General features: G+C 69.0%; 15 protein-coding genes. 9 read left to right on the top strand and 6 right to left on the bottom strand.

The features are described from left to right. Positions 1-158: 158 nt before the first annotated feature. The 4 genes from AC1DDU_RS17300 to AC1DDU_RS17285 are packed head-to-tail and all read right to left on the bottom strand — an operon-like array spanning position 159 to position 4,612. Positions 159-1,052, bottom strand: a complete 894-nt coding sequence (locus AC1DDU_RS17300) for a carbohydrate ABC transporter permease (RefSeq protein WP_477436246.1) — start codon at positions 1,050-1,052, stop codon at positions 159-161. Continuing rightward, positions 1,049-2,032, bottom strand: coding sequence for a carbohydrate ABC transporter permease (locus AC1DDU_RS17295; protein WP_477436244.1), 984 nt, complete (start codon positions 2,030-2,032; stop codon positions 1,049-1,051). The genes AC1DDU_RS17300 and AC1DDU_RS17295 overlap by 4 nt, the downstream gene beginning before the upstream one ends. 4 nt (positions 2,033-2,036) lie before the next feature. Continuing rightward, on the bottom strand, positions 2,037-3,350 hold the full coding sequence (locus AC1DDU_RS17290; RefSeq protein ID WP_477436242.1) for an ABC transporter substrate-binding protein: 1,314 nt from the start codon (positions 3,348-3,350) through the stop codon (positions 2,037-2,039). Between the two features lie 41 nt (positions 3,351-3,391). Beyond that, positions 3,392-4,612, bottom strand: coding sequence for an aminotransferase class V-fold PLP-dependent enzyme (locus AC1DDU_RS17285; RefSeq protein WP_477436240.1), 1,221 nt, complete (start codon positions 4,610-4,612; stop codon positions 3,392-3,394). Between the two features lie 167 nt (positions 4,613-4,779). Between AC1DDU_RS17285 and AC1DDU_RS17280 the strand changes: the two genes are divergently transcribed. Further along, on the top strand, positions 4,780-5,457 hold the full coding sequence (locus AC1DDU_RS17280) for a FadR/GntR family transcriptional regulator (RefSeq protein WP_477436239.1): 678 nt from the start codon (positions 4,780-4,782) through the stop codon (positions 5,455-5,457). A gap of 40 nt (positions 5,458-5,497) precedes the next feature. Here AC1DDU_RS17280 and AC1DDU_RS17275 read toward each other — a convergent pair whose 3' ends face one another. Beyond that, a complete protein-coding gene (locus AC1DDU_RS17275) occupies positions 5,498-5,968 on the bottom strand; it encodes an Lrp/AsnC family transcriptional regulator (protein ID WP_477436238.1) in 471 nt (156 codons plus the stop codon). 128 nt (positions 5,969-6,096) lie between these two features. Between AC1DDU_RS17275 and AC1DDU_RS17270 the strand changes: the two genes are divergently transcribed. Next, positions 6,097-8,421, top strand: a complete 2,325-nt coding sequence (locus AC1DDU_RS17270; RefSeq protein WP_477436237.1) for a transketolase-like TK C-terminal-containing protein — start codon at positions 6,097-6,099, stop codon at positions 8,419-8,421. A 46-nt stretch (positions 8,422-8,467) separates the two neighbouring features. Here the strand turns inward: AC1DDU_RS17270 and AC1DDU_RS17265 are convergent, their stop codons facing one another. Continuing rightward, positions 8,468-9,010: a TetR/AcrR family transcriptional regulator gene (locus tag AC1DDU_RS17265; protein ID WP_477436235.1), complete on the bottom strand. Its 543-nt coding sequence runs from the start codon at positions 9,008-9,010 to the stop codon at positions 8,468-8,470. Positions 9,011-9,225: 215 nt separating this feature from the next. On the opposite strand from AC1DDU_RS17265, the gene AC1DDU_RS17260 reads away from it, so the two are divergent. From AC1DDU_RS17260 to AC1DDU_RS17230, 7 genes are read left to right on the top strand one after another with little or no spacing between them, the layout of a single operon-like run. Beyond that, positions 9,226-10,851, top strand: coding sequence for an ABC transporter substrate-binding protein (locus AC1DDU_RS17260; protein ID WP_477436233.1), 1,626 nt, complete (start codon positions 9,226-9,228; stop codon positions 10,849-10,851). Continuing rightward, entirely contained in the window at positions 10,848-12,482 is a 1,635-nt protein-coding gene (locus tag AC1DDU_RS17255; protein ID WP_477436231.1) for a CocE/NonD family hydrolase, read from the top strand. The genes AC1DDU_RS17260 and AC1DDU_RS17255 overlap by 4 nt, the downstream gene beginning before the upstream one ends. Next, positions 12,479-13,447, top strand: a complete 969-nt coding sequence (locus tag AC1DDU_RS17250) for an ABC transporter permease (RefSeq protein ID WP_477436229.1) — start codon at positions 12,479-12,481, stop codon at positions 13,445-13,447. Before AC1DDU_RS17255 ends, AC1DDU_RS17250 begins: the two co-directional genes overlap by 4 nt. A 1-nt stretch (position 13,448) precedes the next feature. Further along, positions 13,449-14,315, top strand: coding sequence for an ABC transporter permease (locus AC1DDU_RS17245; RefSeq protein ID WP_477436227.1), 867 nt, complete (start codon positions 13,449-13,451; stop codon positions 14,313-14,315). After that, positions 14,312-15,274: an ABC transporter ATP-binding protein gene (locus tag AC1DDU_RS17240; protein WP_477436226.1), complete on the top strand. Its 963-nt coding sequence runs from the start codon at positions 14,312-14,314 to the stop codon at positions 15,272-15,274. Before AC1DDU_RS17245 ends, AC1DDU_RS17240 begins: the two co-directional genes overlap by 4 nt. Then, entirely contained in the window at positions 15,271-16,104 is an 834-nt protein-coding gene (locus AC1DDU_RS17235) for an ABC transporter ATP-binding protein (protein ID WP_477436224.1), read from the top strand. Before AC1DDU_RS17240 ends, AC1DDU_RS17235 begins: the two co-directional genes overlap by 4 nt. Further along, positions 16,101-17,750 carry an amidohydrolase gene (locus tag AC1DDU_RS17230; protein ID WP_477436222.1) on the top strand — a complete coding sequence of 550 codons (1,650 nt, stop codon included), beginning with the start codon at positions 16,101-16,103 and terminating at the stop codon, positions 17,748-17,750. The genes AC1DDU_RS17235 and AC1DDU_RS17230 overlap by 4 nt, the downstream gene beginning before the upstream one ends. Positions 17,751-17,763: the final 13 nt, after the last annotated feature.

Raw genomic sequence — 17,763 nt, 5'->3', positions numbered from 1 at the left:
GAGCTTCTGCCGCCAGGTTGGCCCCACTCCCCCGCGGTGATCCGCGGCTCCGGGTACACGACCGCCGCGCAGCCCCGGCGGCTCAAGACCGTCACGTGGTGAAGCCGGCGAGCCCGCGGGACTGCGTCGACACGGACGCATCCCGCGGGCTCTGCCGGCTACTCCTTGACCGATCCGGCGGTCAGACCGGCAACGATCCAGCGGCTGGCGAGGGCGAACAGCACCATCGTGGGCAGGATCGTGAGTACCGCCGCTGCGGACATCGAGCCCCAGTCCACGTTGAAGGTGGAGATGAAGCCGTTCAACGCCGCCGGGACCGTGCGGTTCTCCTCGGACTGCAGCAGCACGACCGACAGGAACAGCTCGTTCCAGCAGTTGACGAAGTTGAAGATGAACGCGGCGATGATGCCGGGCGTCATCACGGGGACCAGCACGCGGAACAACGCGCCCAGTCGCGAGCATCCGTCGATCATCGCGGCCTCTTCGAGGGCATCGGGCACATTCTCGAAGAACCCGCGCAGCATCACCGTGGAGAACGGGATGCACACGGCGACGTAGACAAGGATCAGGCCGAAGCGATTGTCGACCAGACCCAGGTCGGTCATCATCGTGTACAGCGGGCCGAGGGCGATGAATGCCGGGATCATCTGGGTGAGCAGGAACGCGATCATGACCGCTCCCCTGCCGCGGAACTCGAACCGGCTGATCACGTAGGCGCTCAGCAGCGCGATCAGGGTGGCAGTGGCGCCGGCCACCAGCGCGATGACCGCGGAGTTGGCGAGGAACACGCCGAAGTTCGCGTTGCCGAACAGGTTCGCGTAGTTGTCCAGCGACGGATCGGACGGCCAGTACTCGATCGGGAACGTATTGATCGTCTGCGGCGACTTGAACGACGTCAGGGCGATCCAGTACAGCGGGAACAGGCTGATCACGAGCCACAGCCCGAGCCCGCCGAACTTCACCACTCCGCCGGCGGTGATCCTGCGCCGCGGCGGCGCGACCGGCCGCGAGGCATCCTGGCGGGACGTGGTCAGGGTCATGGTGGCGCTCATCGCCTCGCCTTCCGCATCGCGAAGAGGTAGAACGCGCAGAACACGAAGAGGACCGCGACGATGATGAGTCCGATCGCGCTCGCGGTGCCGTAGTTGCCCTGCTGCGTGAAGTTGATCATCCACGTGGTGAGGATGTGCGTCCTACCCGCCGGTCCCCCGCCGGTCATCGCCCAGATGATGTCGGGGAAGTTGAAGATCCAGATCACCCGGAGCAGCACGGTGAGCAGGAGCGTCGTGGCGATGTAGGGAATCACGATCGAGAACAGCTGACGGACCTTGCCCGCGCCGTCGATGCTCGCCGCCTCGAGAACCTCGTCGGGCACCGACTGCAAGGCGGCGAGGATCATGATCGCGAAGAACGTGACGCCATACCAGACGTTCGCCGTGATCACGGCGAACATCGCCAGCGTCGGGTCGGCCAGCCACGGGATCGGCGTCGAGATGACACCGACCTTCATCAGCAGGTCGTTGATCACGCCGAACTCTGCGTTGAACATCCAGCGGAACAGCATCCCGATGAGGAAGCCCGAGACCGCCCACGGGAAGAAGATCAGAGCCTGGTACACCCCGCGGAAGCGGAAGCGCCGGCGCAGTGCGAGCGCGATCAGGAACCCGATGACGAACTGCGGAACCAGCGATCCGACCACCCAGAGTACGGTGTTGCCCGCGACCGTGGGGAACACCGGGTCGGTGAGCACCCGCACGAAGTTGTCGAACCCGACGAAGGGCGTCGACGTCAGATCCCACAGGTTGTAGTCGAGGAACGCCATGCGCGCGCCCTGCAGCATCGGGTAGTACGTGAACCACACCACGAACACGATCGCCGGTGCCAGGAACGCCAGGATCATCAGCGCATGGCGGGCGCGGAAGGTGGTGCGGCGCCGCCCGGCGGGCGGCGGGGCGAGCGGGCCCGATCGACCCGCCGGAGCCGCCCGGCCGGCAGAGCCGGCCGGGCGCTCGACAGTGGACGTCGACGTCACGACATCATCCGTTCGAGTACTTGTCGGTCCAGTAGGAGTCCCACGACGACAGCAGGTCCTCGGTGGTCATGCTGCCCAGCAGGACGCTCTGCACGTCCTGGTCAGCCTTCTGCATCCATTCCGTCCACCAGGCCTCGCCGCGAGGCTGCTGCACGTTCACGTACGTGTCGGGGTTCTGCGTCATCGTCACGTAGCTGGCCCACGGACCTGTCGCGTAGTAGGGGTCCTCCGCGGCGCCCGCGATGATCGGCACGAGGCTGTTCTTCTGGGCGAACGTCGTCGCGGGGCCCTCGGACGAGAGGTACTCGACGAGCTTCACCGCGGCATCCTTGTGCTCGCTCGATTCGGCCACTCCCCATCCCGCCACGGCCAGCGGCTGCGCAGCCTTGCCGGTCGGACCGACGAGGAGCGGGGCGGTGCTCCACTGCTCGGGCTTCAGCGTCGACGCGGAGACCGTCGCGATCACCTCCGGATCCTGCAGCAGGAAGGCGGTGGTGCCGTTGGTGAAGCCGGCGACCATCTCGGGGTAGCCCCACGACACGGCCGACGGCGGCGAGGCCTCGGTGAACAGCGCGAAGTAGTCGTCGACGGCATCCTGCGCTTCCGCCGCGGAGAAGATCGTCGATCCGTCCTCGAGGAGGAACGCGTTCGCCGGGTCGAGGTCGTCGGCCGTGTACGCCTCGATCGCGGCGACGACGTTCGAGCTGCCGTTCTTGCCGCCGCGGAACGCGTAGCCGAACTGGTTGTTCGCCGGATCCTGGATCTTCGAGGCCTGCTCGAGCAGGTCCGTCCACGAGTGCGGCGGCTCGGAGAAGCCCGCCTCTTCGACGAGGTCGGTCCGGTAGAACAGGGTCAGGCCGTAGAAGCCGTAGGGCAAGAAGTAGCTCTTGCCGTCCTCCTGTGCGGATGCCGCCTTCGCATTGTCGGTGAGCGCGTCCCAGCCGTCCCAGGTCTTCAGATCACCGGACAGGTCGTAGAGCCAGCCGTTGTTCGAGAACGGGCCGACCGTGAGGTCGCGCACCTCGAGGACGTCGACGCCCTTGCCGGACTGCAGCATCTGCTGGATCGTCGTGTCGGCCTGTTCGGTCGGCGGCGACACGAGCTTGACCGTGATACCGGGATTCTCGGCCTCGAAATCGTCGAGCATTCCCCGGATCAGCTTCGTGCGATCCGGGTTGGTGAGGCTCTCCACCATCTGGAGCGTGACCTTGCCATCGGCGCTGTCGGCGCTCGATGCACCGCTCGAGCAGGCCGTGAGCGCCAGCAGGGCGACGGTGCCCGCTCCGGCGATGGCGGTGAGTCGTCGGCGATCCACCATGGGCTTTCCTTTCGTTGTGGGTGGGTGTTGCAGGTAGGGGGTCAGGATGCTGCGGCAGCGGCGAGGATGCGGGGCACGCAGCGCTCTGCGAACGCCTCGAAATCGCCGGGCTCGGTGTAGAGGTGGACCGAGAGGCGGAAGTAGCCGGCGCCGGCGAAGCTGGTGAAGGCCGTCTCGACGCCCACCTCGTCGAACATGCGCATCCGCAGATCGTCGGCTTCCTCGCGGGTGCGACCGATGCCGCGCGGCAGACGGACGAGCCGCATGGACGGCACCGGCATCGGCAGATCGACCAGCGCCGGCTCGTCCGAGTGCTGCTCGAACGCGTCGGCGATGATCCGCGCTCCGGCATCCGCCGTCGCGTCGAGGGTGAGGCGGGTCCGGTCCCACCCGAACTCGCGCTCCACGAACGCGAGGGCGTCGGGCGTGGCGAGGTACGAGGTGGCGTCGAGCGTGCCCTGGGAGTCGAAGCGTGCCGGGTACCGCTCCCCCGCGGCCCAGGAGTCGATGAGCGGCCAGAGGTCGTCGCGATCCTCGGCCCGCGTGACGAGCATCGACGATCCCCGGGGTGCGCACGGCCACTTGTGGAAGTTGCCGAACCACCAGTCGCCGCCGCCTTCGGCCGCCGCGTCCGGGATCAGTCCCGGAGCGTGCGCACCGTCGACCAGCACGCGGACTCCGTGCTCGTGCGCGAGCGCGGTGATCTCCGCGGTGGGAAGCCGGCGGGCGGTCGGCGAGGTGACCTGATCGACCACGATGAGGCGTGTCCGGGGGCCCATCGCGGCCGCGAAGCTCGCAAGGACCGCGTCTGCGTCATCGAAGAGTCCGATCGGCACCGTACGTACGTGGGCGCCGAACCGGCGCGCCAGGCGGGCGGCGCCCATCGTCACGGCGCCGTAGCCGTGGTCGGTGACGAGGATCTCGTCACCGGCATCCAATCGCAGCGCATTGAAGACGACCGTCGCCGCGGCAGACGCATTGGGGACGAAGACGGCGTCGTCGGGATCGGCTCCGACGAAGGGGGCCGTGAGTACGCGGGCGGCGGCGACCTTCTCGGCGATACGCGGAAACCAGCCGACCGGGCTGAGATCGGCCGCGCGACGGAGCTCGTCCTGGACGGCGACGACCTCGCTCGGCACCGCTCCGAAGGAGCCGTGGTTCAGGTGGACGATCGCGGGATCGAGGGGCCAGGCGTCGCGCGCCCGGTCGAAAGACGCGAGGCGCACCGGTTCGATGCGGGCGGCCGTACGGAGGTCGTCCATGGCGGGGCTCATCCTTGAGAAAGACGGAAAAGGGGGGAAGTTGTCGCACAACTTTGGCACATCGGGTGTCTATGATGCCAGTTTGCTCATCCAGATCTCATAATTGTTATACAACTTCCGCGACGGTCGATCCTTGGCCACACTCGTAGGAGTTCGCAAGGAGGATCATGGGCGCTCTCGACACCGCACTGCACGGACTGCGTGCGCTCATCGCCGACGGCGCGCTCCGCCCCGGCGACAAGCTGCCCAGCGAGGGCGAGCTGTGTGAGCAGCTACGGGTGTCGCGTGGCTCTGTGCGCGAGGCCATCAGGATGCTGGCGGCACTGGGTGTGTTGGAGACCCGGCACGGATCAGGCAGCTACGTCAGCGCACTCCGTCCGGCCGACCTCATCGGCGGCCTCTCGCTCACCATGGACCTGCTCCCGCTGGACGCGATCCTCGAGCTCGTCGACATCCGACGGGCTCTCGAGACCCACTCCGCCGCCGTCGCCGCCGCTCAGGCCGACCCCGACGCGCTCGCGGAGCTGGAGGAGCTCGTGGAGCGGATCGCGGCGAGCGACGAGCACGAAGAGGAGTCCCGCCTCGATCACGAGCTCCATATGCGCATCGCGCGGATGGCGGGCAACGATGCCCTCACCAGCCTGCTGGACGTCCTGCGCTCCCGCACGCGTCAGTACCGGATCCTCGATCCCGACGACGCCGTCCAGATGAAGCTTCTCTCGGATGCCGGGCACCGTGCCATCGTGCGAGGGCTCGTCGCCCGCGATCCCTGGGCGGCGTCGGCCGCGGCGGCAGGGCACGTGGATCAGACGGAGTACTGGCTCCGCAGGCAGATGGCGGACTGAGCGCGCACGGCGTCGGGCGTTGCGTCCGAGCAGGGTGCTGTCAGCGCTGCTCGTCGAGCAGCTGTGCGGCCCGGTAGGGCACGAGGTCGCGCATGACCAGCGCGGTCTCGGTCCGCACCACGGCGGGGATGTCGAGGATCGCGCCGGCGACGCGGTAGAGATCCTCGGTGTCGCGCGCCACGATCTGGATCATGAGGTCGGCGCTGCCCGCGATCCCACTCACCTCGAGCACCTCGGGGATGGCCACGAGCATGTCCGCCACCGTGCCGAGCTCGCGCTGGACGACCGTGGTCGTGACGAAGGCGCGCAGCGGGAAGCCGTGGAACCGCGGCGAGATCCGATGCTCGAACGGCAGCAGTGCGCCGTCGTCCTCGTAGCGCTGCAGTCGCGCGCGCACCGTGTTGCGCGAGAGGCCGGTGCGATCGGCGATGGCGACGCCTGTGGCGCTCGCGTCGCGGATGAGGGCGTCGAGGATCGCCCGGTCGGTGGCATCGGCCCGCGATCTGCTCACTGTGCCCCATTCCCTTCGTCGTGTTTCTCGATTATTGCGCAGGATGCTCAGATTTCGAACCGCGATTGCGCGTGCTGTCGCGTTCGGACATGCTGTGTGCGCACAAGCTCAAACATGGGAGTTGCCCGATGAACGTCGACGTGGACCTTCGAACCGAGGATGACCGGCTCACCGCGATGCGTGCGCTGGAGCAGAAGGTGCTGTGGCTCGCCACCGCGCTGGTCCACCACGCCAACCGCGTGCGCACGACCGCCTCCGGGGTCAAGGTCGGTGGCCACCAGGCGTCGAGCGCCTCGATGGTGACGATCATGACCGAGCTCTGGTTCGAGCAGCTCCGGCCCGAGGACCGGGTGTCGGTGAAGCCGCACTCGTCACCGGTGCTGCATGCGATCGAGTACCTCCTGGGCGAGCTCGATGAGAAGTGGATGACGACTCTCCGCCAGTTCGGCGGGCTGCAGAGCTACCCCAGCCGGCGGAAGGACCCGGTGCCGGCGGACTACTCGACCGGATCGGTCGGCATCGGTGCGACCGCGCCGATCTGGGGCGCGATCTCACGGCGATACACCGAGACGCTCACCGGCCGTCGCAACCGCGGGCGCCAGTACTCGCTCCTGGGCGATGCCGAGCTCGACGAGGGTGCGATCTGGGAGGCGGTGCTCGATCCTTCGGTCCAGGACCTCGGTGAGATCGTCTGGATCGTCGACCTCAACCGGCAGTCGCTCGACCGCGTCGTGCCGAACATCGCGGCGACCCGGATCGAGAAGATGTTCGACGCCGCGGGCTGGCAGGTGCTCACCGCGAAGTTCGGCACGGAGCTCCAGCGGGCATTCGAGCTGCCCGGCGGCGACGACCTGCGTGCGCGGATCGTGGAGATGCCCAACCCCGAGTACCAGCGGCTGCTCCGCTGCTCTGCGGCCGAGCTTCGCGACCGACTGCCCGGCGCCGGCGACAGGGCTGACGGCATCCGTTCGCTCATCGCCGGCATGGGCGACGCCGAACTGCTGAGCCTGGTCCGCAATCTCGGCGGCCACGACCTCGAGGCGCTGCGGACGGCGTTCGCCCAGATCGACGACTCCCGCCCGACGGTGATCATCGCCTACACGGTCAAGGGGCGGGGGCTGCCCATCGAGGGGCACCCGCAGAACCATTCGTCGCTGCTCAGTGTCGAGCAGTTCGCGCAGCTCGCCGACCGGCTCGGCGAGGATGCCGCGTCGCCCTGGCGACGGTTCCCCGACGACAGTCCGGAAGGCCGGCTGTGCGCCGCCACCGCACAGCGTCTCGAGCGGCCGCGGATCGCGCCGACCAGTCCCCCACCGGTGCCGGCGGATCTCGGGCGCACCCCTCACGGCGTGGCGACGACGCAGGCAGCGCTCGGTCGCACGCTCGTCGAGCTCACGCGCGTGGCGCCCGATGCCGCCCGGCGCGTGGTGACTGTCAGCCCCGACGTCAGTTCGAGCACGAACCTCGGCGGCTGGATCAACAAGGTCGGCGTGTGGTCGGTCGAGGAACGCCGCAACTGGTTCGACGACGACAACGAGACGATCCTGCACTGGCGGGAGCGGCCCACCGGCCAGCACATCGAACTCGGCATCGCCGAGGTCAACCTCGTCTCGCTGATCGGCGAGCTCGGCACCACCTGGAGCCGCTGGGGCGAGCCGCTCATCCCCATCGGCACCATCTACGACCCCTTCGTCGAGCGCGCCCTCGAGCCGTGGTCGTACGGGATGTACGCGGGTGGGCAGTCGATCCTCGTGGGGACCCCGTCCGGTGTGACGCTGGCCCCCGAAGGGGGTGCGCATCAGTCGATCAAGACGCCCTCGATCGGCCTGGAGCAGCCCGAGTGCCTCGCCTTCGAGCCGGCATTCGTGATCGACGTGGAGTGGACGCTCCTGGCCGCGATGGCGCAGATGGGCAAGCCGGGAGGACGCTCGGCGTACCTGCGGCTGTCGACGCGCCCACTGGATCAGAGCCTCGCCCGGGTCCCGGCGGACCCCGCGGCGCGGGAACGCCGTCGCAAGCAGGTGGCCGCCGGCGGCTACCTGCTGCGCGCCGCCGAGCAGCCCGAGATCACGCTGGTGGCCATGGGTGCCCTCGTTCCCGAAGCCCTCGAGGCGGCGGAACGGCTGGGTGCGATGGGGCACCCTGCCGACGTGGTGTGCGTGACCAGCCCGGGCCTGATCTTCGAGGCCCTGCAGTCGCGGCGGGGCACGGACGAGACCGCGCCGTCGTGGATCCTCGACCAGATCCTTCCTGCCGAGCGCGCTCGCCCGATGGTGACGCTGCTCGACGGGCACCCGCACACGCTCGCGTTCCTCTCCTCGGTCCACCACGTGGAGTCGCGCAACCTCGGCGTCTCGCGGTTCGGGCAGTCCGGCGACCTCGACGACCTGTACCGCCACCACGGCATCGACGCCGACAGCGTCGTGGGAGCGGCGCTGGACCTGCTCCGCTGACGACGTCTGGGGGTGGTCGCCACGCCCCCGGCGTCGTGGTGAGGTGTCACCCGTGGGGCGCGTCACCGAGTCCGAGCACGTCTGCAGCGTGCTTCGCGGCTGCGGTACGCCCGAAGGCCCCCAGCCGGATCATGCTCGATAGCCCATAGGCGAGCGCGAGGGTGACTTCTGCGCGCGCGGTCGACTCGTCTTCGTCGAAGCGCTCGGTCAGTGCGATGCCGATCGCGACGACGATGCGCCGGTACATGGGCGTCAATGAGATCCCCGAGTCGGGATTGGCCGCTGCGTAGGCGGTGAGTGCGTCGAGCACGACATCGTCCTGCGGATGGGCGTCCTGCCAGGCTTCGCCGAAGAGTTCGTCGTGCACCGCCTGCCGGCGCGCACCCACGGGTGCCTCATCGACGATGCGCTCGAGCGTCGAGGCGTAGCGCTCCGCATAGAGATCGACGAGCGCGTTCAGCTGGTCGGCCTTGTTGCCGAGGTAATGCCGAACGTGTCCCCGGCTCCAGCCGCTTCTGTCCGCGACCGCCTGGACGGTGAGTCGTTCGATGCCCACCTCGGCGACGCATTCCGCCAGCGCTTCGAGCATCTCTGCTTGGCGTTCGGTCGCCAGACTCGGCCTCACCAGCGCCTCCCTCTCTCGTGCCGCAACTCTGCCAGACGACGCCCACCACGTCGTGTCGTCAAAATCGTCATTCTGACGAACAACCATACTTTGTCATGTTGACAAACTACTTCGATCTGCGCTTCCATGTAGCCGACGCACCGCGACGAGGCGGTGCGCGAGAGGTCGAGGAGGACACTGTGTCGAACACGCGACGAGTCACCGCCGCCATCGCGGCCGGTGCATTGCTGGCGCTGACCGCGTGCGCGGCGACGCCGGCGAACGCACCCGGCGAGGTCGAGCTCGTGCTCGAGACCCCGGCCGCCACCGAGGGACTGCAACGGCTGGTGTGGAACCTGCCGTTCGGCGAGCCGTACTCCCTCGACCCGGCGTTCTCGTCGAGCGACTCCAACTCAGCGGTCGTCGCGAACGTGTGCGAGAGCATCCTGCGCATCGAGCCCGACATGAGCTTCACGCCGAACCTGGGGCAGGTCGAGGAGATCGACGAGCTGCACTACCGCATCACGATGCGCGACGACATCGTCTTCTCCGATGGCTCCCCCGTCACCGTCGACGACGTCCTGTTCAGCCTCCGCCGCTATCTCGACCCTGCCCTCGCATCGTCATGGAGTGCTGCCTACACGTCCGCCACGTCGATCGATCAGACCGGCGACCGTGAGATCACCATCACGCTCAGCGAACCGGACGGCCTCATCGAGCGCTTCCTCGCGCTGCCGTCGGCGGCGATCTTGAAGGCATCGGCCGCGACCGTCGCAGGTGCCGCCCTCGGCTCGCCGGATGGCCTGCCTGTCTGCACCGGCCCCTATGCGGTGGAGAGCTGGGACAAGGGCGAACGCATCACCCTGCAGGAGAACCCGAACTACTGGGATGCCGCACGTAAGCCGCTCACGCCCACCGTCGAGTTCCGCTTCATCACCGACGCCGCCACCGCGACGACCGCCCTGCAGACGGGGGATCTCAACGGTGCGTTCGGGTTCCCGGTCGCCTCGATCCCGCAGTTGACGGCGTCGAAGGGCACGGTCGCCTACGGCCCGAGCCTCGACCTCACCACGATGATGTTCGTGCACGTCGCCGACGGGCCTCTGGCCGACCCACGTCTGCGTGAGGCACTCGCGCTCGCCGTCGACTACGACGGCATCCGCAACGGCATCTATGGGCAGGCCGCCGCCGAGCTGCGCACGCTCACGCCGAAGTCGGCCTGGGGCTACTCGGAGGACATCTTCCAGCAGGCGTGGGACGCACTGCCGCCCGCGAAGACCGACCTCGACAAGGCGAAGAAGCTCGTCGCGGAGGCCGGTGCTCCGACCGATGCGGCGGTCCTGAGCTACCCGGCCGCGATCGCCGAGGCGACCCAGCTCGCGACGGCGGTCAAGGATGCCGGCTCCCGTGTGGGCATCGAGATCGAACTGAACGCCCAGAACGACAGCGAGTACCTGTCGCTCTACTTCGACGACGCGGCGCGGGTGGGCACCGACCTGATGCTCTGGCAGGGCTACCTCGACTTCGCAGAGCCGTCGGCCTACTACCAGGTGTACACGAGCGATTCGGTGTTCAACGCCTCCGGTTTCAGCGACTCCGAGTTCGACCGGCTCGTCGCGCTCAGCCGCACCCAGACCGACGACGACGAGCGGGCCACCACCATCACCGAGGCGCAGCGGCTCTACAGCGAGGGGCGGAACATCATCCCACTCGCCTCGCAGTACATCCGCCTCTACCAGAGCGAAGGCGTCACGGGCGCCGCTCCCACCCAATCGTTCCTCTACCGCCCCTGGGCGGCCACCGTCGGAAAGGCCACAGCCGAATGACCACCGTTCACCCGATCCCGACCGTTCTCGGCCAGTCCGTGCCTGACGGGCGCGCCACGCAGACCGAGGTGCCGATGCGTGACGGCACTCTGCTCGCCACCGACGTCTACCTCCCAGGGCCCGGGCTCGGCCGAGTGCCGACGGTGCTGATCCGGCTGCCCTACGACAAGACCGGCCGGTACACCTTCATCCCGCAGATCGGTGCGCATTTCGCCGCGCACGGCTTCGCGGTGGTCGCGCAGGACGTACGCGGCAAATACCGCTCGGGCGGCAAGCGCGAACCCTTCGTCAACGAGGCGCACGACGGGTACGACACCGTGGACTGGATCGTCGCGCAGCCGTGGTCGGATGGCAGCGTCGGCACATGGGGCGACTCGTACTACGGCTTCACGCAGTGGGCGCTGGCCAGCGCCGGACACCCCGCCCATAAGGCGATGGTGCCCAGGGTCACCGGTCATCGTTTCCTCGACATGTCGCCCGGCGGCGGGATGCCGACACTCACGCTGCTGGATTGGCTCGTCGACGCCTGGGCCGTGCAGGAGCTCGTGCTCGAGCACGGCACCGATCACGCCACGATCCCCGCCATCGACATGGTGCACCCGTCGCTCGAATCGGGCGACGCGCTGCTGCGCGCCTACGTGGAGCGACTGGGCGATCCCGACGGCATGGCAGCGACGGTGTTCCCCGACGGGAACCCGGCCGGCGCCCTGCACATCCCCGCGCTGCACACCGGCGGGTGGTTCGACAACCTCCAGTTCTGGCAGCTGGACGATTGGAACGCGGCGCTGGACTCCCCCGCGTCCGAGCACCAGTTCCTCGTGATGTGGTCCAGCGACCACGAGGACTATCGGTGGCGACCGGACGGAACGGCCGCCGCCGATGACTTCGGCATCGACCGGGATGCGCTGGCACGTCACATCCCCGCGCTGCTGGAACTGCCGATCTCCTTCTTCGACCACTACCTGCGCGGAGGGGTCGGGCGATGGGCATCGCCGCGGGTGCGGTACGAACTGTGCGGCGTGGGCGACCGCGAGGCGTCTACCTGGCCGCCGCGGAGCACGCGCACCCGGCGACTGCACCCCGCCGCCGACGGGGCGCTCACGCCCGACCCGACGACGGGCGCCGTGAGTTGGCTGCACGACCCCGCCGACCCTGTGCCCTTCCTCATCCCGAGCGAATGGGATCAGAACCGTGCGGGCCTGCCCGACGAATCGTCGCTCGCGGACCGGCGCGACACGACGGTCTTCGACGGTCTCGCTGCCGATGAGCCCTGGAACCTCGTCGGTCGGTGCACCTTCACGGGCGTTATCTCGGCCGCCACCGAACGAACCTTCGTCGTCGCGCGGCTGTACGACGTGGCGCCCGACGGAGACGCGCGGTTCATCCTGGGTAATGCGGGCGAAGTGGTCGCCGACGGTACGACGCCGTTCACGCTGCGGCTCGGCGACACCGCCTACCGGATGCGCCGCGGTCACCGGCTGCGCCTGCAGCTGTCGACATCGCTCGCCGGGCAGTACCCGATCCACCCGGGCACCGACGACCCGGTGTGGTTCGCCGTCGACCGGCGCCCGGCATCCCAATCGCTGGTCCTGGACGGTGCAGCCCTCGACTACGGCGAGGACCAGGGGTGAGCTCCCGGGCCCGCGACTTCTCCCGCGTCGTGGGGGGCCGCGTCCTCGGCGCGGTCGTCACGATGTGGTTGACGACGGTGATCGTCTTCTCGTCGCTCTACCTGGTGCCCGGCGATCCGCTGTCGGTGCTGATGCGGGGGCGCAAGCCCACGCCCGAGCTCGTCGCGCAGTTGCGCGCCCAGTACGAGTTGGACCTGCCGTTCCTGGAGCGGTACTGGAACTGGTTCACCGGCATCCTGCACGGGGACTTCGGCTATTCGATCCAGTTCCAGCAGGACGTGAGCGAGCTCATCGCCGGCCGCCTGCCGACGACGGCCTGGCTGGTGATGTACACGGGCCTGCTGATCGTGGTGGTGGGCCTCGCGCTCGGCGCGGCGGCTGCCGTGCGTGGCGGCCGCATCGACGGGTCGGTGCTCGTCGCAACCGCGGCGATGTCGGCGCTGCCCGCCTTCGTGGCCGCGCTCGTCCTGCTCTTCGTCTTCTCGGGCATGCTCGGCTGGTTCCCCACCTTCGGCGCCGGCGGCCCCGATCCGCTCGACAGGATCTACCACCTGACGCTGCCGGCGATCGCCCTGGCTATCAGCTACGTCGGTCTCATGGCCCGCATCACCCGCTCCTCGGTGCGCGCGCAGCTGGGCGCCGATCACGTCGAGTCGGCCCACCTGCGCGGACTGGCCGGCACGTACGTCTTCCGTCACCACGTCGCTCGCAACGCGGCGGTGCCCATCCTCACCTTCTCGGGCGTGCTCGTCGCGGGCCTGCTGGTGACGAGCCAGCTCGTGGAGTCGGTGTTCGGACTCAACGGCATCGGCAGCCTCATCGTCGAATCGGTCAAGAACCTCGACATGGCCGTCGTGCAGGCCGTGACCCTGCTGATCGTCGCCGCCTTCATCCTCACGAATCTGATCGTCGACCTCGTGACACCGCTGATCGATGTCCGCCTGCGTCGGACTGGGAGGTCCTGACATGAGCACCACCGCCATTCGCACGGCGCGCGCCGTGCGACAGACGCCGACGCGCGCGCGGTCGTCCTGGGGCTTCCGGATCGGGCTCGCCATCCTCGTCGTGTTCGCGATCGGTGCGATCTTCGCTCCGCTGCTCGCGCCCTACGACCCGTATGCCGTGGACCTGGGCCTGATGAACGCGCCACCGGGGACGCAGGGCCACATCCTCGGCACCGACGGCAGCGGACGCGACACGCTCAGCCGCCTGCTCTACGGTGCGCGCACGAGTGTGGTCGGACCTGTCATCGCGATCGTCGTCTCGGTCGTGATCGGTGTGTCGATGGGGGCCGCGGCGGGGTGGTACGGCGGCGCCACCGACCAGGTGCTCACGCGCGTGATCGACTTCCTGTTCGCCTTCCCCGGCCTGCTCACCGCGGTGCTCGCCGTCGCGCTCTTCGGTCCGGGCATCGTCGCTCCGGCGATCGGCATCGCGATCGCGTACTCCCCCGTGATCGCACGCCTGACCCGCAGCGTCGTGCTCTCCGAGCGCACCAAGCTGTATGTCGTCGCGGATCAGGTCATGGGCTTCTCCGGCGGCCGAACGCTCGCCACGAGCGTCGTGCCCAACGTCGCACCCATCATCATGTCGCAGTGCATCGTGAGCTTCGGCTACGCGATGGTCGACCTCGCCGCCCTGTCGTTCCTCGGGCTCGGGGTGCAGGCGCCCGAGGCGGACTGGGGACTCATGCTCAACGAGAGCCTGCCGTCACTGCTGCTCGGTGCGTGGTGGGTCATGGCGATCCCCGCCGTCGCGCTCGTGATGGTCGTGGTCTCGGTCAACACCGTAGGAGAGAGCCTCATGGCACGTTCGGAAGGGACACGCCGATGACCATCATCACCATCGACGGCTTCTCGATGCGTCTGCCCGGTGCCGCGTCGCGGCGCACGGTGCTCGACGATGTCTCGCTCGACGTGGCGCCAGGATGGTGCGTCGGCATCGTCGGCGAGTCCGGCAGCGGCAAGTCGCTGCTGACCCGGGCCATCCTCGGGAGCTTTCCCGCAGGCGCGGAGGTGTCGGGCCAGATCACCGTCGACGGCGTCGACATCGTGGGCTCGTCGGCCAAGCAGCGCCGGGAGATCCGCCGCGCCGTGGCAGGCATCGTCTTCCAGGACCCCCGTGCGAGCGTGAATCCGCTGCATCCGATCGAGGACTTCCTGCTCGAGGCGGTGACGACGTCGGGGCAGCTCACCCGTGTCGCCGCGCGCGCCCGCGCGATGGAGCTGCTCACCATCATGCGATTGCGCGAGCCCGCGCGGGTGCTGCGCAGCTATCCCGACGAATTGTCCGGTGGGATGCTCCAGCGCGTCGTCATCGCCGCCGCCATGATGCCGGCGCCGAAGGTGCTGATCTGCGATGAGGCGACGACAGCCCTGGACGTCACCACACAGGCGGAGATCGTGCAGCTGCTGCGGCGCCTGCGAGAGGAGACCGGAGTCGCGGTGGTGTTCGTCACCCACGACCTCGACCTGGCGGGAGAGCTCTGCGACGAGCTCTGCGTTCTGTACGCCGGCCAGGTGCAGGAACGAGGCCCGGCCGATGCGGTGCTGTCGGCCCCGAGGCATCCGTACACGTCCGCGCTCCTCGCGGCCATCCCTCGTGTGAGCGACCCGATCGGTCACCGGCTGCCCGCGATCCCGGGCGGAGTCCTTCCACTGGCTGCGGACGGGACAGGATGCCGCTTCTCGGCCCGGTGCGCGCGGTACCGATCCCCCGACTGCGACGTGCCGTCCATCCCCACCATCGCGGTCGGCGACCGTGTCCTCCGTTGCGTGCAGGTGTCCGCATGAATGCGATCGAACTCGTCGGCGTCAGCAAGACCTTCGGCTCGCACGGCCACGAGAAGCAGGTGCTGGACGATGTGTCCCTCACCGTGGGCGAAGGATCGTCGGTCGGCCTGATCGGCGAGTCGGGAGCCGGCAAGTCGACCATCGCGAAGGTGATCCTCGGGATGGAGAGCCCGTCCTCGGGCGACGTGCTCGTCGCGGGCGAGCCGGTGCGGCCTCCACGCGGAGCCGCCCAGCGGCTGGCGCGAGCCCGGCGCGTGCAGATCGTGTTCCAGGACCCGTACCTCTCGCTCAACCCGCGGAGGACCATCGGTGACGCCATCGAGCGCTCCCTCCGGCTCCACGGTCACGCGCGAGGCGATGTGCGCCTTCGCGCGGTGGAGCTGCTCGAGCGGGTCGGGCTCGGCGACCGCGAGCGGCAGTCGCGTCCGGGGCTGCTCTCGGGGGGTCAGCGACAGCGGGCCGCGATCGCACGGGCGCTGGCGGTCAGGCCGCAGACCCTGATCCTCGACGAGGCCGTCGCGGCGCTGGACGTCTCGGTGCAGGCGCAGGTGCTCAACCTGCTGCAGGATCTGCGCGACGAAGAGGGGCTCAGCTACCTGTTCATCACCCACAACCTGGCCGTCGTGCAGTACATCACCGAGGAGGCGGTCGTGCTGCGCGGCGGCAGGGTCGAGGAGCACGGCGCCACCCGCGATCTCCTCACCGCCCCGCGGACGGAGTACACCCGCACGCTGCTCGCGTCGATGCCCCGCGGCGCCGCCGCGCGGCATGAGCCGCTCTCGACGCCGGCGGCAGCCCCCATCCCCCACACGGAAGGAGTCGGACGATGACCACACGCCCCGACCGCATCTATCTCAACGGCACCGTCTATCTCGGCGGTTCGCGCCCCACCCGATCGTGCGCCGTGGCAGTCACCGCCGGCCGGATCAGCGCCGTCGGCCCCGACGTCGAGCTGCGCGCACTCGCCGGCCCCAACACCGAGCTCGTCGATCTCGACGGAGGTTTGCTGAGCCCTGGTTTCCGCGATTCCCACATCCACGCCGTGTTCGGCGGCCTGAGCATGCGCGACTGCTCGATGTACGACTGCGTCACCGCCGAACAGTGCCTCGAGGTGATCGCCGACTATGTGAGCGGACATCCCGCCGCAGCGTGGGTGGCCGGCGGCGGATGGAACATGGATTCGTTCGCGGGCGGACACCCGACGGCCGAGATGCTCGACCGTGTCGCGGGCGAGCGTCCCGCTTACATGCTGGAACGCGGCGCCCACAGTGCCTGGGTCAACAGCGCCGCTCTGCGGCTGGCGGGGATCGGCCGCAGCACCGCGGACCCCGCTGACGGCCGCATCGGGCGCGACGCGGACGGCGAACCGGACGGGATGCTCTACGAAGGTGCCATGGCGCTCGTGAGCGCGTTGATGCCGAGGAAGACCGCCGCGGAGTACGCCGACGGCCTTCTCGACGCGCAGCGCCATCTGTTCTCGCTCGGGATCGTCGGCTGGCAGGACGCGCTCGTCGGCGCCTACGGCGGATACGACGATCCTTTCGACGTCTATGACGCCGCCGATCGCGCCGGCACCCTCGTGGCCGACGTCGTCGGCGCGCTCTGGTGGGACCGCGAGCGTGGGCTGGAGCAGATCGATCACCTCGTCGCTCAGCGCGATCGCGCGTACGGAAGACGGTACCGCGCGACGTCCGTGAAGCTCATGCTCGACGGCGTGGTCGAAGCGCGGACGGCCGCCATGGTGCATCCCTACCGGGACGCGTGCGGACACGAGACCCCGGATCGAGGGCTCAGCTTCATCACCCGCGAGACGCTGCTCGACGCCGTTCCGCTCTTGGACGCGCGCGGGTTCCAGGCGCACTTCCACGCGCTGGGCGATCGGGCGGTCCGTGATGCCCTCGACGCGATCGAAGCGGCGCGGCGGGAGAACGGCCACACCGGCGTACGGCATCACATCGCCCACGTGCAGGTGATCCAACCGGATGACCTGCCGCGCTTCCGAACCGTCGACGCGACCGCGAACATCCAACCGCTGTGGGGCTGTGCGCTCCCGGATCGCGACGAACTGGTCCTCCCGCAGCTGGGCGACGAGCGGCGCGAGCTGCAGTGGCTGTACGGCTCGCTCTACGAGTCCGGCGCGCGGCTCACGGTCGGCAGCGACTGGAACGTGTCGTCGCCCGATCCGGTCCTCGGTATGCACATCGCCGTCAACCGGCGCCCGCCGACAGATCTGCTGGGCTTCGACGCGCCGGCATTCCTGCCTGCCGAAGGCCTCCCTCTCGATGCGATCTGGAACGCCTACACGGCGGGCTCCGCCGAGATCTGCGGGGCCCGCGATTCCGGACGTGTCGCCGTCGGCATGCGCGCCGATCTGGTCCAGTTCGACCGCGACCCGTTCCTTCTCGATCCCGCCGAGATCCACACCGCGCGCATCGTGCGCACCGTCGTCGGCGGCGCCGACGCGCACACCGCCTGACCCGCCCACCAAG

The organism is Microbacterium sp. 05T445, from assembly GCF_056395865.1.
Note: the sequence above shows the minus strand (reverse complement) of the source record. Positions and strands in the feature narration are given on the sequence as shown.